The organism is Arthrobacter cheniae (genome assembly GCF_003602275.1).
GTDB classification, from domain to species: Bacteria; Actinomycetota; Actinomycetes; order Actinomycetales; family Micrococcaceae; genus Arthrobacter_D; species Arthrobacter_D cheniae.
Genome location: NZ_QZVT01000001.1, coordinates 362,093 through 383,454, shown reverse-complemented (window position 1 = coordinate 383,454; position 21,362 = coordinate 362,093). Strand labels below are relative to the sequence as shown.

The window sequence follows — 21,362 nt, the reverse complement described above, 5'->3', positions numbered from 1 at the left end:
GTGTTACGCGTCATCGGCAAGCGGATAGCCCTGCTCGTCCCCACCCTGTTCGGACTGTCCATCCTGCTGTTCCTCTGGGTACGGAGCCTGCCCGGTGGTCCGGCGACCGCGCTGCTGGGAGAGAAGGCGACCCCCGAGGCTATCGCCCGGGTCAACGAGCTGTACGGCTTCGACCGCCCCCTGATCGTTCAGTACCTGACCTACATCGGCAAGCTGCTGCAGGGTGACTTCGGGGTATCCATCAACACCGGTCGCCCGGTACTCGAGGAGTTCGCCACGCGGTTCCCCGCCACGCTCGAACTCACCGTGATCGCGCTGATCTTCTCGATCGGCGTGGGTGTGCCGCTCGGATACCTCGCAGCGAGGCACTACGGCAGGTTCCTCGACCACAGCTCGGTGGTGCTCAGCCTGGTCGGCATCACCGTGCCGGTCTTCTTCCTGGCCTTCATCCTCAAGTACCTGTTCGCCATCCAGTGGTCCCTCCTGCCTCCCGACGGTCGGCAGAGCCCACGCATCGACGCCACGCACTACACGCAGTTCTACGTGCTGGACGGCCTGCTGACGGGCGAGTACGACGCCGCCTGGGACGCCTTCCTCCACCTCATCCTCCCGGGGCTGGCCCTGGGCACCATTCCGCTGGCGATCATCGTCCGCATCACGCGAGCCTCGGTGCTCGAGGTGCAGAACGCCGACTACGTGCGGACCGCGCGCGCCAAGGGCCTGATGGAGCGGACCATCCGCGGGAGTTTCATCCTGAGGAACGCGATGCTGCCGGTGGTCACGACCATCGGCCTCCAGCTCGGCCTGCTCATTTCGGGAGCGGTGCTCACCGAGACGGTCTTCGCCTTCAACGGCATCGGCAGGTTCCTGCGTGACGCGATCTTCGGGCTGGACTACCCCGTGCTCCAGGGCTTCATCATCTTCATCGCGGTCCTGTACGCGCTGATCAACCTGATCGTCGACCTGTCCTACTCCGTCATCGACCCGAGGGTGCGTGTGCAATGAGTACCATCCTGCCTCCCGCCGTCGGCGGTTCAGCGGCTCCGAACGATCCCGCAATCGACACCGGACGGGGAACCGGACTCTGGAAGGATGCTTTCCTCCGCCTGCGCACCAACCCGCAGGCGATCGTGGGCGCCGTCATCATCGGGCTCTTCCTGCTCGTCGCGATCCTCGCCCCGCTCCTGGCACCCTACGGCGGGAACGACCTCCCCGGCCGTACCTCCATCACTCCCACCACCATCCCCGGACCGGGCGAGATCGAGGGCTTCCCGCTGGGCCTCGACCGCTTCGGTGGGGACGTCCTCAGCAAGCTCATCTGGGGCGCCCGGGCATCGCTGCTCATCGGTGTCATCTCGACGGCGCTCGGTCTCGCGGGCGGTATGCTGCTGGGCGTCCTGGCCGGTGGCCTCGGCGGCTGGGTGGACAGCCTGATCATGCGGTTCGTGGACATCCTGCTGTCCGTCCCCAGCCTCCTCCTCGCCGTCAGCATCGCCGCGATGCTGGGCCAGAGCACCTACGCGATCATGATTGCCATCGGCGTCTCCCAGATCCCGATCTTCGCGAGGCTCCTGCGCTCGTCGATGCTCTCGCAGCGTGGTGCCGACTACATCCTCGCGGCGCAGACCCTCGGGCTCAGCCGCCGCACCATCACGATGAGCCACCTGCTGCCGAACAGCATGGGTCCCGTGATCGTGCAGGCCACCCTCAGCCTCGCCACCGCCGTGATCGACGCCGCCGCGCTGGCCTTCCTCGGCCTCGGCGGCGGGCTTCCGCAGACCGCCGAGTGGGGACGCATGCTGACCTACGCGCAGGCTGAACTCGCGGTCGCACCGCAGCTCGCCTTCCTCCCGGGCGCGTGCATCGTCATCACGGCACTCGGCTTCACGTTGCTGGGCGAATCGCTGCGCGAGGCCCTCGATCCGAAGACCCGCAGAAAGTAGCCCTCGTTCGTCCGCGTAGCCGGCGGCCATCACCTCAGAAGGTGGTGGCCGCTCTCATGTGCCTCGTGAACGAGCACGCCGGCCTGATGCGGACGGAACACGAGGCACGGAGTGAGATCCTCCGGCCGCATCAGCTGGTGATGGCGACTAGGAGGCGAGGTCCTCGGGGATATTGAGTTCGTTCCCGGGAATGGAGGCGAGGAGCTTCCGCGTGTACGGATGGCGGGGGTTCTGGAACACCTCTTCGGAACTTGCCGCCTCCACGAGCTCGCCGTCCTTCATGACGCAGACGTAGTCCGAGATGAGCCGCACCACCGCGAGGTCGTGCGAGATGAACAGGTAGCTCAGGCCCAGCTCGGACTGCAGGTCGCCGAGGAGTTTGAGGATCTGCGCCTGTACCAGGACGTCGAGCGCCGAGACCGGCTCGTCGCACACGATCAGCTCGGGCTGCAGGGCAAGGGCCCGGGCGATCGCGACGCGCTGCCGCTGACCGCCGGAGAGCTCCGCCGGGTAGCGCCTCAGCGCGTTCTGCGGAAGCGAGACCTGGTCCATGAGCTCACGGACGCGCGCCGCCCGATCCTTCTTCGAGCCCCGCTTGTAGGCGTTGAGCGGTTCCTCGACGATGCGCTCGATCGTGAACATCGGGTTCAGCGACGAGTAGGGATCCTGGAAGATCGGCTGCACGCGCTGCCGGAAATCGTTGAGCTGCGCCTTGTCGAGGGTGGCGACATCCATGCCGTCGAAGGTCATGGTGCCCGATGTCGGCTCGATCAGCTTGAGCAGCATCCTCGCCGTCGTCGTCTTGCCCGAACCGGACTCCCCGACGATCGCGACGGTCTGCCCGCGGGGCACGTCGAGCGTGACGTTCTTCGCTGCATAGAAGTCATCCTTGCTGCCGCGTCGCTTGTAGATCTTGGTGAGGTCGCGGATCTCGACGATGTTCGCCGGCGGGGTGGCTGCGGTGGTCCCGGCGGTCCCGGCAGAGGTTCCGGCGGTGGACCGGGGCTGGGCCGGTCGGTCCGTCGAGGACGTCGCTGCGTGGGCACCGGTGGGCGCAACGGGAGTGGGCGGGGCAGCCGTATCCGCGATTGCGGGATCGGGGTGCCTTGCGCCGTCGTGCCCTTCGTGCCCAGCTTCGTGCTCGGCGAATACCGCCTCGGCGAGCTTGAGGCGCGTCGCAGCGTCCGCGTTGAAGGCGCCGGGACGCAGTCGGACCGCGGCGACGCTGGGAGCCGCCCGGACGAGCGACTGCGTGTAGGGGTGCTGCGGATCATTGAGCAGCTGCTCGGCCGGGCCGGTCTCCACGACGCGCCCACGGTGCATCACCACGAGCTGCGAGGCGCGCTCGGCGGCGAGGCCGAGGTCGTGCGTGATGAGCAGTACAGACGTACCGATCTGCTCGGTCATGGTCTCGATCTGGTCGAGGATAGTGCGCTGCACGGTCACGTCCAGGGCCGACGTCGGCTCATCGGCGATGAGGAGGCGCGGCTGGCAGGCGAGGCCGATCGCGATCAGTGCCCGCTGGCGCATGCCGCCGGAGAACTCGTGGGGGTACTGCTTTGCGCGCTCGCCGGCGTCGGGCAGGCCTGCCGCGGTGAGTACCTCGATGACGCGCCGCTTGACGTTCTTCTTGGTCGCCATGCCGTGTACGAGGAGGGTCTCGGCGACCTGCGTGCCGATCTTCGTCACCGGATTCAGGTTGGACATCGGATCCTGCGGGACGAGGCCGATCGCCCTGCCGCGGATGGCTCGCATCTTCGCTTCGGACAGACCGACGAGGTCCCGTCCCTCGAACGTGATGCTTCCCGAGGTGACCCGGCCGTTGCCGGGCAGCAGGCCGATGCACGCCATCGCCGTCGTCGACTTCCCCGAACCGGACTCACCGACGATCGCCAGGGTGCTGCCGCGCTTGAGGGTAAAACTTGCATCTTCGACCGCCTGGACCTCGCCGTGGGTCGTCCGGAAGCTCACCGCCAGGTTCCGTACCTCGAGCAGGGGGGCGTCGGGGTTTTCGGGCAGATCGGCCGAGCTTCCGGCAGGAGTGATGTCCGTCATAGCTCCATCGTGCCCTATGGGAGGTGCCATCCCCACTCAACCGGCGGCGGTCGGCCTAACTTTTCGGGAACGATGCCGCGCGGGCCGCCGGGCCGCCGGGCCGGCTCAGGAGCCGGTCAGGCCCCTGGCGAGGTGGTCCACGGCGAGCCGGTAGCCATCGATCCCCGCACCCACGATCACGGCGTCGGCCACGCCCGAGATGTACGAGTGGCGCCGGAAGTCCTCGCGCCGGTGCACGTTGCTGATATGCACCTCGACGACGGGGAGGGCGACGCCGGCGAGGGCATCGCGGATGGCGATGGAGGTGTGGGTGAATGCCCCGGCGTTGATGACGATCGCGTCCGACGTCTCCCGGGCGGCGTGGATCGCGTCGATGATCTCGCCCTCGTGATTGGACTGCATCGCCGTGGCGGCGCACCCGCCCCTGCGCGCCGCGTCGGACGCGAGCCGGACGACGTCGTCGAGCGTCGCCGTACCGTACACGTCCGGTTCCCGCGTACCGAGCAGGTTCAGATTCGGTCCATTGATCACGAGGATGCTGGGGGTGCGTGCCGGCGTCATGCCCTAACTATGCCGCACCCGCGCCGGCCGTTCCGGGATGCGCGAACCGCGACCGCAGCCGGACGGCGCCGAACGCTCCGGCGACGGTGATCAGGCTCATGGCCGCGAGGACGACGCCGGGATGCCACCAGGCGCCCCCGGTCGCGATACCGAACTGCTGCGTGATCGAGGGGGCGAAGCCCGCCACGATCGCTGCGATGCTGTAGGCGAAGGACAGGGCGGTGAATGCCGTCGCGGGTTTGAAGATATCCGCCATGAGTCCGCCGAGTGCGGCCCAGCTCGCGGTCGGGAGCATGCCGCCGAGGATGATCGCGGCGATGTACACCGGCTCCGTGGCGACACTGATGATCCAGTACAGGGGAAAGGCGATGAGCGCCGTGCCGACGGCCCCGCCAGCAACGACCTTCGCCGAGCCGATGCGCATCGCCAGGTAGCCGAACGCGGGAATGGTGCCGAGCTGCAGGACGGATCCCACGAGCGCCGCGTTCAGCACGGTTTCCTGGGAGAGGCCGAGGGTGGTGGTTCCGTAGGCCTGCGTGTAGGTCACCATCAGGAAGTAGGAGCCGATGCCCAGGACCGCCGAGGCGATGGCGACGACGATCGCGGCGGGCTGCGACTTCAGGACCTCGAGGAACGGCACGCGGGGGAGCTCGTGGTTCCGGCTCGCCTGCTCGAAGACCGGTGTCTCGTCGATGGCGAGACGGAGGTAGATTGCGACGGCGAGGAAGGGGAACGCGAGCAGGAACGGGATACGCCAGCCCCAGGTGGTCATGACCTCGGGCGCGACGACGGCGAGGACGAGGAAGATGGCGGAGATCAGCATGGTGCCGACGGGGGAACCGAGCTGGGGGATCGACGCGTAGAGTGCCCGCTTGCGGGGTTCTGCGTGCTCGGTGGCGATGAGGATGGAGCCGCCCCATTCGCCGCCGAGGGATAGTCCCTGCAGGAACCGCAGCGCCGTGAGGATGATCGGTGCCCAGATGCCGATGGAGGTGTAGTCCGGGAGGAGCCCCACGGTGCCGGTCGCGAGGCCCATCAGCGTGATGGTCCAGATCAGTGTGCGCTTGCGGCCGATGCGGTCACCGAGGTGGCCGAAGATGATGGCGCCGAGTGGACGGGCGACGAACCCCATGGCGAAGACCAGGAACGCCGAGAGCGTGCCGGCCAGCGCATCCTGTTCCGTGAAGAAGACGGTGTTGAAGACGAGTGCGGCAGCTGTGCCGAAAACGTAGAAATCGTAGGACTCGAGGGCGGTTCCGACGAAGGAGGCTCCGGCGACGCGGCGGGCCATGCGCGGATTCGATACGGGGGGCTGCTGCAGGGTTGTGGACACGCTGAAATCATCCTCCCGGTGGCGGACGCGGGCCATCTTTCAGGATCAAGATCACACAGGCGTACACGCCAGACCCTGTTCCACTGCAGGCGGTTCCGCTGCAGGTCGTTCCGCTGCAGTGAGGTCAGGCGGGAAGGGGTGTGCGGAGGTGAGCGGTGATGATGGCCCGTCCGGCGGTGACGAGCGCGTCGGTCACGGAGGCGGGATCGCCCATGAAGCCGTGCACCATCGCGCCGTCGCGCAGCATGATCAGTTGGTCGGCGACGACGTTCGGCTGCTCCGCACCCAAATCGCGGACCAGCTCCGCGACGAGGCCGTGAAGCCACGTCCGGTATCGCTCGACGGCGGCGCGGACCACGTTACCGTCGGCGGGGTACTCGGCAGCAGCATTGATGAAGGTGCATCCGCGGAAGCCCGGTCGGCAGGCTTCGCTGCCATGAGCGGAGGCGAGCTGCAGCAGGACGGCGCAAGCGTCCTGGCCGGCAGTGGTCTCGCGGTCGACGGCGCCCTTCAGCAGTTCGAGCCGACCGTCGAGATAGGCGACCACGAGGTGATCCTTGGTCGGGAAGTGGCGGTAGAACGTCATCTTCGTGGTGCCGGCGTCGGCAATGATCCTGTCGGCGCTGATCGAGCGGATGCTGGTGGCCTCGAACAGCGCGGTCGCCGACGCCAGGATGCGCTCGCGGACGGGCGGCTGGGCGTTCATCATGCTCCCTAGGGGATCGGTAGCGCTCGGTGGACGATTTGGTGCAGGTAGACTGACTAGTTAGTCTACAGGAGGAGCGGGAGCCAGCAGGGTACCCGGGACGAAAGGATCGACACCATGAGTGCTCTCTACACGGCAGTCGCCACGGCGACCGGCGACGGACGTAACGGCAAGGCTCACACCGATGACGGGATGCTCGTCGTCGATCTGGCAGTTCCCAAGGAGATGGGTGGCGCCGGTGGGGCAACCAATCCCGAGCAACTCTTCGCCGTCGGCTACGCCGCCTGCTTCCACAGCGCCCTGAAGCTCGTCGCGGCCCGAAGCAAGGCCAGGATCAGTGACACCGCCGTCACGGCCGAGGTCAGCATCAACCCCACCGACGGCGGGGCCTTCACGCTCGCCGTCGCCCTCCACGCCGAGATCGGCGGAGTGGACCAGGAGACGGCAGACCTGCTCGTGGAGCAGGCGCACCAGGTATGCCCGTACTCCAACGCCACCCGCGGCAACATCGAGGTCACGGTCGACGCCACGATCGGCTGACGTACCTGCACGATCCGCGAAAGGCCCCCGTAGGTGCGGGGGCCTTTCCCGCTCCGTCCTGCAGCCGCTACTTCCGCAGGGAAGCGGCGATCTGCTGCATGATCGTCGGGTCGGACAGCGTCGTGGCATCCCCGACCTCGCGACCCTCGGCGACATCCTTGAGCAGCCGGCGCATGATCTTCCCGCTGCGCGTCTTGGGCAGTTCGGGAACCACCAGGATGTTCCGCGGCTTCGCGATCGGGCCGATCTCCTTACCCACGTGATTGCGCAGCGTGGTGACGATGTCGTCGTCATCCTTCGCCGAACCGCGCAGGATGACGAATGCGACCACGGCCTGGCCCGTCGTCTCGTCGCTCGCGCCGACGACGGCGGCCTCCGCCACGGACGGGTGGCTCACCAGCGCCGACTCGATCTCCGTCGTGGACAGTCGGTGGCCCGAGATGTTCATGACGTCGTCGACCCTGCCCAGGAGCCAGATGTCTCCGTCATCGTCCTTCTTGGCGCCGTCGCCCGCGAAGTACATGGCGTCGAAGCGGGACCAGTAGGTGTCCTTGAACCGCTGGGGGTCGCCCCAGATGCCGCGCAGCATGGCGGGCCACGGTTCCCGGATGACCAGGTAGCCACCGGAGCCGTTCGGCACCGACTCGCCCATCTCGTCGACGACGTCGACGGCGATTCCGGGTACGGCCACCTGCGCGGAGCCCGGCTTCGCCGCAGTCACGCCCGGCATCGGCGCGATCATGTGCGCGCCGGTCTCCGTCTGCCACCATGTATCCACCACAGGGGCCTTGCCGCCGCCGATGACCTCCCGGTACCACATCCAGGCCTCGGGATTGATGGGCTCCCCGACGGACCCGAGGACGCGGATGGACGAGAGGTCGTACTTCTTGGGGATGTCGCGGCCCCACTTCATGAACGTGCGGATCGCCGTCGGCGCCGTGTAGAGGATGGAGACCTTGTACTTCTCGATCAGCTCCCACCACCGACCCTGGTGCGGGGTGTCCGGCGTTCCCTCATACATGAGCTGCGTGGCGCCGTTGACGAGGGGGGCGTAGGCGACATAGCTGTGACCGGTGACCCAGCCGATGTCCGCCGTGCACCAGAAGACGTCGGTCTCGGGCCGCAGGTCGAAGGTGTTCTTGTGGGTGAACGCCGTCTGCGTCAGGTAGCCGCCGGTCGTGTGCAGGATGCCCTTCGGCTTTCCCGTGGTCCCCGAGGTGTACAGGATGAAGAGCGGGTGCTCCGCATCGTGCGCCACGGCGGTGTGCTCCTCGGAGGCGTGGGCGACGGCGTCGTGCCACCAGACGTCGCGTCCCTCGGTCCATTCGACCGGCTCGTTGTTGCGGCGGACGACCACGACGCTCGTGACCGTGTGGCCCTCCTTCTCGAGGGCGCCGTCGACGGCCGGTTTGAGGGCGCTCGGCTTGCCGCGACGGTAGGTGCCGTCGGAGGTCACCACGAGTTTGGCCTCGGCGTCGTCGATGCGGCTGCGGAGCGCATCGGCCGAGAAGCCACCGAAGACCACGGAGTGGACCGCACCGATCCTCGCGCAGGCCAGCATGGTGACAACGGCTTCGGGGATCATCGGAAGGTAGACGGCCACGCGGTCGCCCTTCCGGACGCCGAGGGACTCGAAGGCGTTGGCCGCCTGCTTGACCTCCCGGGTGAGCTCCGCGTAGGTGATGGTGCGCGTGTCCCCGGGCTCACCCTCGAAGTGGATCGCGACGCGGTCGCCGAGACCGGCCTCGACATGGCGGTCGAGCGCGTTGTATGCAGCGTTCACCGTGCCGCCGACGAACCACTTCGCGAAGGGCGCGTCCGACCAGTCGAGCGTCTGGGTGAAGTCCTTCTCCCAAGTGAGGAGCTCGCGTGCCTGCCGTGCCCAGAATTCGGTACCCTGCTCGCGTGCCTCGTCATAGAGGGACGGCTGTGCGACGGCATTCGCGGCAAACTCCTCGCTGGGCGGGAAGCGGCGTTCCTCGTGCAGCAGGTTCTCGAAGGCGTCGCCCTGGCGTTCGGCGCTCATGTTCTACCCCTTTGTGACGTGTCCGGTGACGTTTCTCTGTGCAAGGCGGGGCGCGGGTGCCGCAAGGATTTCCCACGCCACAACGTGCTCCAGGGGGAAGACTATCGAGTTCTCCGAGCAGGCGTGTGCCGGACATCACAGGACCTAGCCGAGATGCGCTGATTGTGCGGTGAGCGGCGGCCTGTCTCCCTTCCGTGTTGGTGGAGATGCCGCGGGCCGGTGGCTAGGGTGGAAGGAGGTATTCAGCGCCGGCGGTCCGTGGGGCCGCGGGTGACCAGCGCTATGAACGGGAGTAGACCATGACCGAAGCATCCGAGGGGCAGCGAGCCACCGGCACCACATCGGCAGAATCACACCCAAGGCCCAGACACGGCAGCGGGCCCTCTACCTCGGGCTCCTCAGGAGTCGATACGACGGCGCCGTCCCGGTCATCGTCTACCGCGTCATCGTCTACCGCGTCATCGTCGACCGCGTCATCGCCGACTGCAGGTGATGTTTCCGCCGCCGAAGTTTCGCGGAAGGGTGGTGCATCGCCCGCGGGCAGTGCGGCCTCTACCGGCACAACGTCGGCTCCCCTCGGGCCCAGCGAAGCTCTCCTCGGTCCGTTCACCCTGCGCGAGGTCATCTTCGGGGGAGGAGTAGCGCTCGCCTTCATCGGAACGCTCCTACCGTTCATTGACGGTGTGGTGCGCTACTCCACCTTCTGGAACAGCGAACCGCTCTTCTTCATCGGGATCGGTATCCTGCTGCCCGTGGTCGCAGCGGCCCTTATCGCCGGACGCCGGCTGGGCTCCGCCGGCCTCCGTGTCGGCTCCCTCTCCGTCGATCAGTTCGCGTCGGTCGCCGCCGTGCTGGCCGCTACCTACTTCTTCCTGCAAACCGTCACCGCCTTCCACTACGGGCCGCTTCTCGCGCTGATCGGTAGCTTGGGCATGCTGGCCGCGACCGTCGTCGGGTCGTTCCTGCCCGTCATCAGGAACGACTTCGCGGACCGACCCGAAATTCCCGCCCACACAGCCGCGCGCCCCATAACGGCCGCGCGCCCGCGGCCGCCGAAACCTGCGAGGGCCGCTCCCGAGGCGAAGCCCCGCGCGAAGGACGAAACCACGACCGCTGCCACGTCCGCTCCGGTCCGGTCCAGTGACCGCGCGCGACGATCCCCGGAGGACGGCGTCAATCCTGCTGCTGCGGCAGTTCGGCAGAACGGAGCAGGTCTCTACGGTGCCGGCGGAGCGGGCGCGGTCGGAGCAGGAGCCGCTGCATCAGGTCAGTCCGGTCTCGAGCGGGCTAGCTCCCAGAAATCCGATCATGATGCAGCAGCATCCGCGGATACGGCCGATCGCTCGGACTCCGTGGTGAAGCGCGTCGACGAGACGCGCGTTCACGACGTGGTGCGTGACGAGCCCACGAGGACCTATGCGGAGGCTGACAGCTCCTCGGAGGACCGGAGTCGCCAGGAACCTATCACCGCAACCCGGTCGGCCGACGAGGAGCCCGTCGTCGAGGCCTTCTGGTTCGCGGTCGGTTCCCCGCGACCGGCCTTCGACGAGCAGACGGGGCGGGAGGTCTTCACCCTGCAACCCGGGGATTGGGAAGTAGGCATCGAAGACCGTGGTCGTGAATTCCTGGTACAGGACAAGCGCACGGGCGCAGTAGGCGTCCTGCGGGACCTGCGCAACATCGAGCGCGCTCCCCGCGACTGACGCTCCGCCCTCGCCGCTGCCCCAGTGGCCTGAACAGCACCGCCGAAAGGAAGCCCATCGTGGCAGGCAGGAAAGCGAAGGTCGAGGAGGAGGCGCCTCTCGCGCTCAAGCGTCGGGCCCGTAAGATCAACAGGATCCTCAGCGAGACCTACCCCTACGCGGTTGCCGAACTGGACTTCAAGAACGCCTTCGAGCTGCTGGTGGCGACAGTGCTCTCCGCCCAGACGACCGACGTGCGGGTCAACCTCACCACGCCGACCCTCTTCGAACGCTACCCCGACGCACAGGCCCTGTCGGAAGCGGATGAAACGGACCTGCAGGAGATCATCCGGCCCACCGGCTTCTACCGGGCCAAAGCCAACAGCCTCCTCTCGCTGTCCCGGCGCCTGGTCGACGAGTTCGACGGAGAGGTCCCAGCCAGACTGGAGGACCTGGTCACCCTGCCCGGAGTAGGGCGCAAGACGGCCAATGTCGTCCTCGGGAATGCGTTCGGCGTTCCCGGTATCACCGTGGACACGCACTTCGGACGACTGTCGCGGCGGTTCCGCTGGACCACCTCCGAGGATCCGGTAAAGGTCGAAATGGACGTCGCAGTCCTCTTCGAGCGCAGGGACTGGACGATGCTGTCCCACCGTGTCATCTTCCACGGGCGGCGGATCTGCCACGCGAAGAAGCCCGCGTGCGGCGTCTGCCCGATCGCGGCGTTGTGCCCCTCCTACGGTGACGGTGAGACGGACCCGATGAAGGCGGCGAAGCTGCTCAAGTACGAGCTGGCGCCCGGGCGGGAAGAGCTGCTGGAGTTGATGCGTGGCGGACGGACCCGGGCCGAACTGCGCGAGGCAGGACACGGACTGGGTGCCTGAGCGACCACCTCCATCCAGGAGTAGTCCCCGAAAAGGACTGTCCACCGATTCGTCGGCGTCGGTGTGCCCGATGCCACGGTTGCTGACATGACCGCCTACGAGGAGCTGGCCGCCTGGGTGAGTTCGATGGACCGACCGGATGCGACCCTTTTGAAGCCGAGCGGCTGGCAGCTCGCCACCCTGGACGCGGCGAAGAGCCGACGCGCGGCCGTCCTCATCCTCTTCGGGGGCCAGGGCGACGGCTCCCGCAGACCCAGCCCGCGGAGCCTCGGTCGCAACGACCTGGATCTCCTGTTCGTGATGCGAGCGAGCTCGTTGTCCAGCCATCCGGGACAGGTCGCTTTTCCCGGCGGAACCATCGACCTGGGTGACGCTGACGAGGGGGCCGCAGCCCTTCGCGAAGCGAGAGAGGAGACGGGGCTGGACCCCTCCGGCGTCGAACTCCTGGGGAAGCTGCCGGAAGTAGGTCTTCCCATCAGCAATTTCCTGGTCACCCCGGTCCTCGGGTGGTGGGCGGAGCAGTCGGCTATTCATGCCGTGGACACGGCTGAGTCCGAATCGGTGTTCCGGTGTCCCGTCAGTACGCTCCTTCATCCTGCAAACCGGAGGACAGCGGTCCTCCGGCGCAACGGCTCCGTCAGTCGGACCGCTGCGTTCCTTACGCCCGACGCGGTGGTCTGGGGCTTCACTGCGATGTTGCTGGATGCGATGTTCGAGGGACTCGGGTGGGTGCAACCGTGGGATCGTTCGCAGGAGATCCCCGCGCCGCTGTGAGCCGTCCCGGGCCGGAGTCCGCGAGCGACTGGCTCGTGATCCTCCGGGGTGCATAGCGCGCCCGGATCGTGGTGGGAAGCGCGGCCATCTCGGTCGCCGTCCCGACGCGGTCCTTGGTCCTGATCGCCGCCTCCACTGCGGGAATGAGGGGCGAGGTGCCGAGGCCCTTGTTCCTGAGCATTGCGAAGATCTGATCCGAAGCGCTTCCCTTCATCACTACGGAACGCAGCGCGGTGCCCCGGGCCGCAAGCGGAAGCAGGTCCAACGCCAGCCGGGCAGGGTTCGAGAGCGCGACGGAGACCGCGGTGGAGTCGAGTACCTTGATGCCCACCGCGCCGAGGGGGCGGACAATCCGGATCGCGGGCGCCAAGCGGGACCGCTGGTCGGAGAATGCGTTGTGCCCCGACACCGAGGAGAGCGCCTGCCGTGCCGGCTGGGTCCTTGACGACAAGGCAGCGGAGGCCTTCGACAAGGAGTGGAGACCTGCAGTCAGCCTGCCCGCTCCCGGCAGGCGTGTGGCAATGACGGCTACGCTGCGAGCGACGACGACGAGTCGCGAGAGCACCTCGTGCACCCTGGCCACCATTTGGGCAGCCCGGGCAGCCCCGACGAGGGACGTAATCGCAGCAGATCCTCCCAGGGTGACGAAACCCAACGCGATTCCGACCCCGGCCAGGAGCGCACACTCGGCCGCGAAAGACCGCGTCTCATCGATCAACTCCTCATGGGCCGTTCCGATCGCATCGGCGAGGGATACGCACCCGCCGGCGATCTCCCTCGACGCCTGCGCGATCTGGTAGCCGTAGTCCCGGGTAGCGGTGCTCCGCTCGCGGAACACCGTGAGGTCCCGTGACAGCAGGCCCTGGACAGTGTCGCGTGCAGAAGTGGAAGGGCCGGTGATGCCTGCCTCGAGGTCGCTCGCGAGTCTCGTCCAGGTGGTGCCGGCTCTCCTCAGCACATCCGGATCACCAGCCGGCCAGACGACTCCCGCTATGCCGGCGACGATGTCCCAGCAGGGTGGCGGCCAACCGGGACTGCCGTCAGCGGCTGACGGGAGGGCTGATCCGTAGGTCTCGGGCAAGGCCGCCGGCACGAACGGGATGATCAGGGCGGACAGGCCCATCGACGCGACGTGCTCGGCCTCGACGTAATTACCCGCTGCCACGGAGAGTGCACGGGACGTGTCCGAGGACGCGAGCGCTAGTTCGCGACAGGCATCGAGCACCTCCCGGGCGGCCGGGTCGTACGAAGCCGCCCACCCCGACCCCATGGCATCCCAGCCCGCCATTCCGGCCGTCCGTTCGAGTGTCGAGCTCGCCGCTGCGACAGCATCTGCAATACCTCGACCGGCCGCATCCTCCAGTCCCGCAGCTTCCGCATACCGGTCGGTATCGACCTTCAACACGCTCACCCTGCCCACCTCTCGCCATTCGTCCTGCCACCGTACGGGCCGAACGAGCCGGCGACCGGCTCAACTGCACTATGTGCATAAGTGCTCGTGAGCGCCTGGTCGAAGAAGCTATTTGGCGTCCGCGTAGGAACGCACGGTGACCGTTGCGATAGAGAACTCGATCGGTATGTCACCGAAGATCAGACGTGTCGCAGACCGGGCCGATTCCTCGAGGATCGCCCGCGCTTCTTCCGCGTGGGCGATGGGCACGTGGAGGACCACCTCGTCGTGGAGGAAGAGCGCGATGCGGCTTCTCGGGTCCGGGATGCTGCTCGCCGCGAGCCGGCGTCGTATCTCTGCCAGCCAGCACAACGCCCATTCAGCGGCGGACGCCTGCACCACGAAGTTCCGCGTGAATCGCCCACGGGCACGCGCTGCGCCGTCCGCGCGGCGCTGTTCCTCCGCCGTCGTCGTCAGCTGCCGAGCGCGCCACTCATCGGATGCCGGGGGGCATCCCCGACCGAGATAGCTCGAGACTCCGTCGCCCGCCTCACCGGCCCTCGCTGCTGCTTCGACGACACCGATCGCACGCGGATACGCGCGCGTCAGTTCGGGCATCAGCCTGCCGGATTCGCCGCTGGTAGCTCCGTACATGGCACCGAGCATCGCGAGCTTGGCCTTCGAGCGATCGCCACCGAAACCCTGATCGGCGATGCCCTGGTAGAGATCTTTGCCGCGGGCCGCCGTTGCCAGCGCCGAATCGCGTCCCAGCGCGGCCAGGACCCGTGGCTCGAGCTGGGCGGCATCCGCCACGATGAAGAGGTGGCCGTCGTCAGGCCGTACGGCGTCGCGCACCTGTCGCGGGATCTGCAGGGCTCCGCCACCGCGAGAGGCCCATCTCCCCGACACGACGCCGCCAACGACGTACTCGGGCCGGAACCGGCCGTCGCGCACCCAGGCATCGAGCCAGTTCCACCCGTTCGCCGTCAGGAGTCGCGACAGCTTCTTGTAGGCGAGCAGGGGTTCGATGACGGCATGCTGCTGCCGCTCCAGCTCCCAGGAGCGCGTCGTCTTCACCTCTATACCGGCGCGATGCAGGGCGCGCAGCACGTCCTGCGGCGAGTCCGGATTCAGCGCCGGGTGGCCCAGAATTCGTCGCAGCTCGCCCGCGAGCCCTTCCAGTTCCGCCGGCCGGGAACCCTCCGGGGGGCGCGGACCGAGGGTCTGCTCAAGGAGGTTCTCGTGAACGTCCCTGCGCCAGGGGAGTCCCCAGTGCTCCATCTCGGACGCGATCAGGCTACCGGCGGATTCGGCGGCGATGAGCAGGTTGAGGCGCCTGGGGTCGGAGGATCGAGAACTCGCAGCGAGTTGATTGCCGAACTCCCTGATGACGTCCTCGAGGAAGGGGCCCTTTTCCTCCCGCGGTTCATCGAAGAGGGAATGCTGGTTGGGGGCAGGCGGGGGTGGCAGGAGGGCTCTGGGCGGCTCGGCCCCGTCAGCAGGGTGCGTGGTTGCCCGCAGGGCGTCGATGTACGGCGAGGAGTGGCAGAAGGGCGAGTTGGAGAGGATGGAGCGCGTGAGGGTGAGGTCCCAGCAGCGGTCGACAGTGATGCCCGTCGCCAAGAAAGAGGGGTACCAGAGCCTCGTGCTGCTCCACACCCAGCGCGGAGCGCGGGCTTCTTCCTCTGCGACGACGGATCGCAGCAGCCTGCGTTCGACGGTTCTCGTTTCGCCGACCCGCGTCCCGCCTGCATCGAGGCGTTGCAGCTCGACAGTGCCACTGCTGCCGTGAGTGCCACTGCTGCCGTGGCTCGACGACGAAGGCGCCACGGCGATGTACATGGTCATATTGTCGGCCGTCGCAGTGTCATTCCTGCAATTCGCAGATTCGTCCGGTGCTGTTATCCACATACCGGTCGTTCGACCCGGGAGATCACCGGCCCTCGGGGAGGCTAGCCACATGACGCAGCAGACATGGAGCTTCGACGCCCGACGTCGGCCGGTGGTTCTTGCGGGCGGTTCGCAGCTCGTGCAGGACCAGGTTGCCCGCGCGTGTGCGGCAGCAGGGGTCACGCCGGTGCTCGTGGGGGGACTCGCGGATGCCCTGCCGCTGGACCCTACCGTGCTGCTGGTCGGTGCAGATCAAGCTCTGGGAGGGCTGCCACACCACCGCGACGTCATCGTGGTGGGAACGGCGGATGACGAGACGAGGGCCTGGGCGCGGGCGGCAAACCTCGCGTCGTCCCGGGTCGTCATCCTGCCTCAGGGAGGGGGTTGGTTGGCCGAGCACCTCGGCCGTCGGGTGAACCCGGCTGCCGCGGGATCGCTGGTCGGTTTCCTCGGCGCCGTCGGCGGGTGCGGCGTCAGTACATTCGCGTTCTGGTGCGCTCGCAGCCTTGCGCGTCGAGGGCGAACCACCCTGCTCGTGGACGGGCATGCAACCGGCGGTGGTCTGGATCTCGCCCTCGGGCTGGAGGAGCGTCCGGGTGTGCGCTGGCAGGATCTCGGTGACATCCGCGGGACGCTCAATTCCGAACAACTGGCGTCTGCGCTGCCCTCCGACCACAACTTGTCCGTACTGTCCCATACTTCAGGGGTAGCTGACATCGGGCCGAGCGACGGACTGGATACGGCCGGGGTTGTCCTCGACGCAGCGCGCGGAGCCTTCGATCTGACCCTCGTGGACTGCGCCGTCAGCAGTGCTGCGGGCGCAGTCCTGGCGTCCATGTGTGACGAGCTGGTGTTGCTCGTTCCGTCCCGTCCGAGGGGCGTCGCTGCGGCACGTGGCATCTCCCGAACCCATTCGTCCCTTCCTCTGACCGTCGTACTTCGTGGCCCGGTCTTCGACGGACTCGATGCCTGGCATGTTGCAGAGTTGATGGAACAGCCAGGACCGCTGCCGTACCTACCCTCTGTACGCGGTGTCTCCTCCGCCGAAGCAAGCGGACGCATGCTCGATGTCCGACTTCCGCGAAAGGCACGGAAAACTGTGGACTCGATCAGCCGCGGTCTCGAGCGGTTCGAATGAGGGACGGCGACCTGCCGGTGGGGCAGACACGTCGGCAACTCCGTGCCGCGAGCCACGATGCTTCTACCCATCCCGTCGGTGGTCAGGCAACGTCGGACGCAATGACACATGAACGCCACGGCGCCTCGATGGTGGAGGCGGTGCGGCGAGCCGTCCTCGCCGGTGATGTCGTGACGACCGGTGCGGCATTCGCGGATGCGATCGGATCGAGTGGGAGGCTGCTGGGGTCGGCGGGTGTGCTGTCAGCCCTCGATCACGTCCGAGCCGAGCTCAAGGGCCTCGGGCCACTCGAGTATCTCCTGGCGGATGATGCCGTCACCGACATCCTGGTCAACGGGCCGGACGACGTCTGGGTCGACGGCGCCAATGGACTTCGACGAATCGGTCGCGCTTTCGCGACCGACGACGAGGTGCGCGCCCTGGCCGTCAGGCTCGTCGCTGCGGGAGGCAGGCGGCTCGACGACGGCTGTCCGGCAGTCGACGTGCAGATCGAGGGACTCCGCGTCCACGCGGTCCTTCCTCCCATCTCCACAACGGGCACCCTCCTGTGCATCAGGATCCGGCGCCCGCGCGTGTTCTCGCTCCAGGAACTCACCGCAGGCGGGACGGTGGGACCGATGATGGCTCAGGCGTTGACACTGATGATGCGGTGCCGTCTGAACTTCCTCATCAGTGGCGCGACGGGGACGGGCAAGACCACCCTGCTCTCCACCCTGCTCGGGCTCGCCGCTCCGCACGAGCGCGTGGTGCTGGTCGAGGACGCGGCCGAGCTCAATCCGGAGCACCCACATACGGTGGGATTGCAGGCACGCCACGGCAATCTCGAAGGTGCTGGAGTGCTGGACCTCACCGAGCTCGTGAGGCAGGCGCTGAGAATGAGGCCGGACCGGCTCGTCGTCGGCGAGTGCAGGGGGGCGGAGGTTCGTGAACTGCTGGCGGCTATGAACACGGGGCACGACGGCGGTGGAGCAACGATCCATGCCAATTCGGCCGAAGCTGTACCCGCGCGGTTGAGCGCACTCGCTGCGCTCGCGGGCCTGACGTCCGAAGCACTTGCCCTCCAAGCCGCAAGTGCCCTCGACGTGGTGGTGCACGTAGCCCGTGGCTCTCAAGGCCGGCACGTTCAAAGCCTCGGTCTGCTGCGGGTGGTGCAGACACAAGGGTTGGTCGTTATTCCGGTGCTCGTCCACACGGACACGGGATGCCGTCGCTCGGCGGGTTGGGAGGACTTCGCACGCCGCGTCGGGTGGGTCGAGTCCGACTCTGACCGAGGCGCAGAGGAGCCCCATTACCGTCACACGCCATGACCGGCCTGACCGTCGCCTTTCTGCTGGTGTGCGCCAGCGCAGTGCTCGCGCTGCCCCGCACCACCCCAGCGGGTTCCATCGGGTTCGCGCCGGTGCTGAGAAGCCCTGCCCGCACCGGGCCGCAAGGCGGCCGACTCTCGACAGCGACCCGCTCGCGGAGGTGGACCCGGCGCACGCCACGCGGCGCCTTGGGCGTATACGAACTTCCGCTCTTCGTTCATCAACTGGCAGGTCTGCTTCGTGCAGGCCGCCCTCCGTTCGTGTTGTGGGCAGACATGGAGCGGATCTACGCCGATGGGAACAGTGACTTCGCAGTCGCTGCACTGCCGGTGATCTCGACCGCGCGTCGGGCCGCCGAACTCGGGCTCAGCATTCCCCATGCTCTCCGGATGGCAACCGGTCCATCCTCAGGGAGGGCTCACGGACGGGGCGCCAACACGCACATGGATCACCTGTGGGTGGACCTTGCCGGCTGCCTGATCGTCGCCGAGCGAAGCGGCGCTCCCCTCGCCGGGATCCTGGAACAGTATGCAGCGCAACTCGATGCCGACCTCGATGGACTATCGGCCCAAGAGACGGTCCTGGCAGGCCCTCGTGCCACCGTCGTCCTACTCGCATGGCTGCCCGCCGTGGGGTTGATTCTCGGCTTTGCCCTCGGCGTCGATCCGCCAGAAGTCCTTTTCGGATCCCCCCTCGGGAGACTGACCCTGGCAACGGGCGTTCTCCTGATGATCACCTCGCGGTTGTGGTCCCGAAGATTGGTTCGGCGCGCCGGTGCGGTGCCGTGATGGCGGGCTTGGCAGCGTTCCTCCTGCTCGCCAGCGGAGCCTCCCTGCTCACGCTTCCGTCCGGACGCCACGGGAGCACGAGCACGACGACCGAAAGCCGGACGGTGGGAGGGGGCATCAACGATGCTCCGCTCCTGCTCGACCTGATGGCAGCGATGCTGACGGCCGGCGCGTCAGTCGAGAGCGCCCTGTCTGTTGTCGCGGAGGCGTGCGGTTCCGATGTCGGCTCGTCCCTGACGAGGGTTCGGGCCGCGCGACTCCTCGGTGCCTCCTGGGAAGCGGCATGGGAAGCCGGATCGACGCACGATGCACGACGGGTCGGAGCACCGGAACGGCACCAGCGGGAATCTGCCCGATCCAATGCTCGAATCATCGCGGATGTCCGTCAGGGTCTCCATTTCGCTACGTCCACCGGTGCACCATCGGCGGCGCTCCTGAACGCTCACGCTGCCCAGATCCGGCGACACCGCAAGCGCGAGATCGACAGGAAGGTTGCTGCGCTCGGAGTGCAACTCGTCCTTCCACTCGGTCTGTGCTCGCTCCCGGCGTTCATCTGCCTCGGCGTCATACCCGTCGTGCTGGGTCTCCTACCGGCACTCTAGGCGCGTCGGGCAGTGGCCCTCATGTCAGTGAAGGGCCACTGCGGTCAGGACCGCCGCTGGGCAGGCTCCACCGCCCGTCCGGTTATCCACTTAAGTCGCTCGGCCGGCCGGCACCGTGGGTGGTATCAGCAGAGTTGGTCCTGCAGCGATCGTCGCTTGCACACCGTGGATGAGCTTCCACGTCGATGAAAAGGAGATGTCATGGTGAAGCAATTGCACCCGAGTCCGGCGAAGGGCAGGAGCCAGGAGGAGGTGGCGCAGGACCTGACCGTCATCCGCCCTGCAACCGACCCGTTCTCGCATCGGGCAGGAGCCGGAGTTGCACATCCGGACGCAGCGGAGGTCGGTGGCGCGGGGCTTAGGAATGCCGGCTTCACCTGTGCCGTTTCCGGCCGGCCGGAGGCCTGGAAAGAAAGCAACCCGCACGGGGGGTTGCACCGGGTCCGGATCGAAGGCCGGGATACCGTCGGGTTTCCCGCGCCCGTTCTGTCAGTCGTTTCGGCACGGATCCTGACGCTTGGACACGGAGGAGGACGCACCAAAGGCGAAGAGCCCGCCGCTCCTATGAGCGACCATCGTGGCGCCCGTCCCGACCGGATTGCACGTCGCGTGCGCGCCCGGCGTCGTCGATCGAATGAGCGGGTCATCCGGCACTGTCGGGATGGCGCTGCCGACCGCGAGGCGGGTATGGCGACGGCGGAGTACGCGATCGCCACGCTCGCGGCGGTGGGATTCGCGGCATTGCTCGTCGCGGTCCTGTCCAGTGGTGAGATCAAGGGCCTCCTCATGTCCCTGATCACGTCCGCGTTGAACTTCGGCTGATGCGGAAGGGCCAGGGCGGGTCGGGACACAACGACGCAGTGCCTGCAGCAGCGCGGCCTCCGACCGGACGAGTCGGTCGTGCATGCGGCGGCAGACAGGGGCGCGTCAGCACCCGCAGCCGCGCCGGAGGTGCAGCCGCGCCTCGGCTCGCGGCGCGGTGGGCCGACCGGCGAGTGAAGCGAGCCGAGCGAGGCTCGGTCACTGCGGAAGTCGCCGTCGTGCTCCCTGCCCTGGTCGTTCTGCTCGGCCTTCTGCTCGGTATGGCCCATGTCGGGATAGTGCAGTTACGCATCGAGGAGGCGGCGCGAGCCGGCGCCCGCGAGGTCATGCGGGGTGAAGGCAGCGCCTCCGTCGAGCAGACGGTGCGGCGGCTCGCCGGCAGCGAGGCCTCCGCACAGGTGGTCTCCGACTCGGGCTGGACAACCGTGGAGGTACGGGCCCGCGTAGAGGGGCCCGTCGTCGAACTGATGAACATCGAACTCGTCGCTTCGGCAAGCGGGAAGGAGGAACACGGTGGGTAGGAGGGAGCATTCAGCCAGCAGGCGGGATCGCCTTGATCCCGAGACAGGCGCCGGGACGTTCCTGATGGCCGGACTCGCGCTGCTGACTCTGCTGCTAATCGCATCGGCAGTCCTGCTGACGCAGGCCGCGTCGGCCGCGTCCATGGCGGCGACCGCTGCTGACCTGTCTGCTCTGGCGGCTGCGGACACCGCCAGGGGGCTCGCTCCTGGAGACCCTTGCGACGCAGCTGCATCAGTAGCGGATCGGCACCGGGCAACGATCGAGGAGTGCGTGATCGGAGAGTCGGGGGCCGGCACGGCCTTCATCCGTGTCTCCGTCGGTATGGGGGGAGTGCTGCCCGATGCGGTCGGGGCCGCGAGGGCCGGTCCGCCACCATAGCGAGTGATGCATGAGCGAAGC

The 21,362-nt window shown here is 67.6% G+C and carries 20 protein-coding genes; 13 read left to right on the top strand and 7 right to left on the bottom strand.

Going from position 1 to position 21,362, the window contains the following annotated elements; translation table 11 throughout:
- Both D6T63_RS01885 and D6T63_RS01880 read left to right on the top strand, forming a co-directional pair.
- Complete coding sequence (locus D6T63_RS01885; protein ID WP_120147313.1) at window positions 1–1,005, top strand: ABC transporter permease; 1,005 nt, start codon at window positions 1–3, stop codon at window positions 1,003–1,005.
- A complete protein-coding gene (locus D6T63_RS01880; RefSeq protein WP_120147312.1) occupies window positions 1,002–1,943 on the top strand; it encodes an ABC transporter permease in 942 nt (313 codons plus the stop codon). Before D6T63_RS01885 ends, D6T63_RS01880 begins: the two co-directional genes overlap by 4 nt.
- Window positions 1,944–2,090: 147 nt before the next feature.
- On the opposite strand, the gene D6T63_RS01875 is transcribed toward D6T63_RS01880, so the two are convergent.
- The 4 genes from D6T63_RS01875 to D6T63_RS01860 all read right to left on the bottom strand — a co-directional run bounded on the left by D6T63_RS01875 (window position 2,091) and on the right by D6T63_RS01860 (window position 6,601).
- Window positions 2,091–3,998: a dipeptide ABC transporter ATP-binding protein gene (locus tag D6T63_RS01875; protein WP_120147311.1), complete on the bottom strand. Its 1,908-nt coding sequence runs from the start codon at window positions 3,996–3,998 to the stop codon at window positions 2,091–2,093.
- A gap of 105 nt (window positions 3,999–4,103) precedes the next feature.
- Window positions 4,104–4,559, bottom strand: a complete 456-nt coding sequence (gene aroQ, locus D6T63_RS01870) for a type II 3-dehydroquinate dehydratase (RefSeq protein ID WP_120147310.1) — start codon at window positions 4,557–4,559, stop codon at window positions 4,104–4,106.
- 7 nt (window positions 4,560–4,566) lie between these two features.
- Entirely contained in the window at window positions 4,567–5,892 is a 1,326-nt protein-coding gene (locus tag D6T63_RS01865; protein WP_235830491.1) for an MFS transporter, read from the bottom strand.
- Between the two features lie 124 nt (window positions 5,893–6,016).
- Window positions 6,017–6,601, bottom strand: a complete 585-nt coding sequence (locus D6T63_RS01860; RefSeq protein ID WP_220725863.1) for a TetR/AcrR family transcriptional regulator — start codon at window positions 6,599–6,601, stop codon at window positions 6,017–6,019.
- A 114-nt stretch (window positions 6,602–6,715) separates the two neighbouring features.
- On the opposite strand from D6T63_RS01860, the gene D6T63_RS01855 reads away from it, so the two are divergent.
- On the top strand, window positions 6,716–7,138 hold the full coding sequence (locus tag D6T63_RS01855; protein ID WP_120147307.1) for an organic hydroperoxide resistance protein: 423 nt from the start codon (window positions 6,716–6,718) through the stop codon (window positions 7,136–7,138).
- A gap of 67 nt (window positions 7,139–7,205) precedes the next feature.
- Here the strand turns inward: D6T63_RS01855 and acs are convergent, their stop codons facing one another.
- Window positions 7,206–9,164 carry an acetate--CoA ligase gene (gene acs / locus D6T63_RS01850; RefSeq protein ID WP_120147306.1) on the bottom strand — a complete coding sequence of 653 codons (1,959 nt, stop codon included), beginning with the start codon at window positions 9,162–9,164 and terminating at the stop codon, window positions 7,206–7,208.
- Between the two features lie 299 nt (window positions 9,165–9,463).
- On the opposite strand from acs, the gene D6T63_RS01845 reads away from it, so the two are divergent.
- The 3 genes from D6T63_RS01845 (at window position 9,464) to D6T63_RS01835 (ending at window position 12,504) form a co-directional block, all read left to right on the top strand.
- Window positions 9,464–10,867 carry a DUF4118 domain-containing protein gene (locus D6T63_RS01845; protein WP_147394282.1) on the top strand — a complete coding sequence of 468 codons (1,404 nt, stop codon included), beginning with the start codon at window positions 9,464–9,466 and terminating at the stop codon, window positions 10,865–10,867.
- 59 nt (window positions 10,868–10,926) lie between these two features.
- On the top strand, window positions 10,927–11,730 hold the full coding sequence (nth, locus tag D6T63_RS01840; protein WP_120147304.1) for an endonuclease III: 804 nt from the start codon (window positions 10,927–10,929) through the stop codon (window positions 11,728–11,730).
- 87 nt (window positions 11,731–11,817) lie between these two features.
- Entirely contained in the window at window positions 11,818–12,504 is a 687-nt protein-coding gene (locus D6T63_RS01835; protein ID WP_120147577.1) for an NUDIX hydrolase, read from the top strand.
- Here D6T63_RS01835 and D6T63_RS01830 read toward each other — a convergent pair.
- Window positions 12,416–13,915, bottom strand: a complete 1,500-nt coding sequence (locus tag D6T63_RS01830) for a WXG100-like domain-containing protein (protein WP_147394281.1) — start codon at window positions 13,913–13,915, stop codon at window positions 12,416–12,418. The genes D6T63_RS01835 and D6T63_RS01830 overlap by 89 nt on opposite strands.
- A gap of 108 nt (window positions 13,916–14,023) precedes the next feature.
- Window positions 14,024–15,736, bottom strand: coding sequence for a bifunctional 3'-5' exonuclease/DNA polymerase (locus tag D6T63_RS01825; protein ID WP_120147576.1), 1,713 nt, complete (start codon window positions 15,734–15,736; stop codon window positions 14,024–14,026).
- Window positions 15,737–15,854: 118 nt separating this feature from the next.
- Between D6T63_RS01825 and ssd the strand changes: the two genes are divergently transcribed.
- The 7 genes from ssd to D6T63_RS01795 all read left to right on the top strand — a co-directional run bounded on the left by ssd (window position 15,855) and on the right by D6T63_RS01795 (window position 21,341).
- Window positions 15,855–16,922 carry a septum site-determining protein Ssd gene (gene ssd, locus D6T63_RS01820; protein ID WP_182976840.1) on the top strand — a complete coding sequence of 356 codons (1,068 nt, stop codon included), beginning with the start codon at window positions 15,855–15,857 and terminating at the stop codon, window positions 16,920–16,922.
- 101 nt (window positions 16,923–17,023) lie between these two features.
- Window positions 17,024–18,229, top strand: a complete 1,206-nt coding sequence (locus D6T63_RS01815; RefSeq protein WP_235830490.1) for a TadA family conjugal transfer-associated ATPase — start codon at window positions 17,024–17,026, stop codon at window positions 18,227–18,229.
- Window positions 18,226–19,017 (top strand): type II secretion system F family protein, encoded by a 792-nt coding sequence (locus tag D6T63_RS19110; RefSeq protein ID WP_182976839.1) that lies wholly within the window; start codon window positions 18,226–18,228, stop codon window positions 19,015–19,017. The genes D6T63_RS01815 and D6T63_RS19110 overlap by 4 nt, the downstream gene beginning before the upstream one ends.
- Complete coding sequence (locus tag D6T63_RS01810) at window positions 19,017–19,619, top strand: type II secretion system F family protein (RefSeq protein ID WP_182976838.1); 603 nt, start codon at window positions 19,017–19,019, stop codon at window positions 19,617–19,619. The genes D6T63_RS19110 and D6T63_RS01810 overlap by 1 nt, the downstream gene beginning before the upstream one ends.
- Before the next feature lie 201 nt (window positions 19,620–19,820).
- Window positions 19,821–20,441, top strand: a complete 621-nt coding sequence (locus tag D6T63_RS19660) for a DUF4244 domain-containing protein (protein WP_235830489.1) — start codon at window positions 19,821–19,823, stop codon at window positions 20,439–20,441.
- Between the two features lie 173 nt (window positions 20,442–20,614).
- A complete protein-coding gene (locus D6T63_RS19655; protein WP_268877996.1) occupies window positions 20,615–20,962 on the top strand; it encodes a TadE family type IV pilus minor pilin in 348 nt (115 codons plus the stop codon).
- Complete coding sequence (locus tag D6T63_RS01795; protein WP_235830487.1) at window positions 20,955–21,341, top strand: Rv3654c family TadE-like protein; 387 nt, start codon at window positions 20,955–20,957, stop codon at window positions 21,339–21,341. Before D6T63_RS19655 ends, D6T63_RS01795 begins: the two co-directional genes overlap by 8 nt.
- Window positions 21,342–21,362: the final 21 nt, after the last annotated feature.

Excerpts from the sequence above, each read along its gene's own strand:
- D6T63_RS01880 (WP_120147312.1), top strand. The coding sequence starts at position 1,002 with ATGAGTACCATCCTGCCTCCCGCCGTCGGCGGTTCAGCGGCTCCGAAC.
- D6T63_RS01875 (WP_120147311.1), bottom strand. The coding sequence starts at position 3,998 with ATGACGGACATCACTCCTGCCGGAAGCTCGGCCGATCTGCCCGAAAAC.
- aroQ (WP_120147310.1), bottom strand. The coding sequence starts at position 4,559 with ATGACGCCGGCACGCACCCCCAGCATCCTCGTGATCAATGGACCGAAT.
- D6T63_RS01860 (WP_220725863.1), bottom strand. The coding sequence starts at position 6,601 with ATGATGAACGCCCAGCCGCCCGTCCGCGAGCGCATCCTGGCGTCGGCG.
- D6T63_RS01855 (WP_120147307.1), top strand. The coding sequence starts at position 6,716 with ATGAGTGCTCTCTACACGGCAGTCGCCACGGCGACCGGCGACGGACGT.
- acs (WP_120147306.1), bottom strand. The coding sequence starts at position 9,164 with ATGAGCGCCGAACGCCAGGGCGACGCCTTCGAGAACCTGCTGCACGAG.
- D6T63_RS01845 (WP_147394282.1), top strand. The coding sequence starts at position 9,464 with ATGACCGAAGCATCCGAGGGGCAGCGAGCCACCGGCACCACATCGGCA.
- D6T63_RS01835 (WP_120147577.1), top strand. The coding sequence starts at position 11,818 with ATGACCGCCTACGAGGAGCTGGCCGCCTGGGTGAGTTCGATGGACCGA.
- D6T63_RS01825 (WP_120147576.1), bottom strand. The coding sequence starts at position 15,736 with ATGTACATCGCCGTGGCGCCTTCGTCGTCGAGCCACGGCAGCAGTGGC.
- ssd (WP_182976840.1), top strand. The coding sequence starts at position 15,855 with ATGACGCAGCAGACATGGAGCTTCGACGCCCGACGTCGGCCGGTGGTT.
- D6T63_RS01815 (WP_235830490.1), top strand. The coding sequence starts at position 17,024 with ATGACACATGAACGCCACGGCGCCTCGATGGTGGAGGCGGTGCGGCGA.
- D6T63_RS19110 (WP_182976839.1), top strand. The coding sequence starts at position 18,226 with ATGACCGGCCTGACCGTCGCCTTTCTGCTGGTGTGCGCCAGCGCAGTG.
- D6T63_RS01810 (WP_182976838.1), top strand. The coding sequence starts at position 19,017 with ATGGCGGGCTTGGCAGCGTTCCTCCTGCTCGCCAGCGGAGCCTCCCTG.
- D6T63_RS19660 (WP_235830489.1), top strand. The coding sequence starts at position 19,821 with ATGGTGAAGCAATTGCACCCGAGTCCGGCGAAGGGCAGGAGCCAGGAG.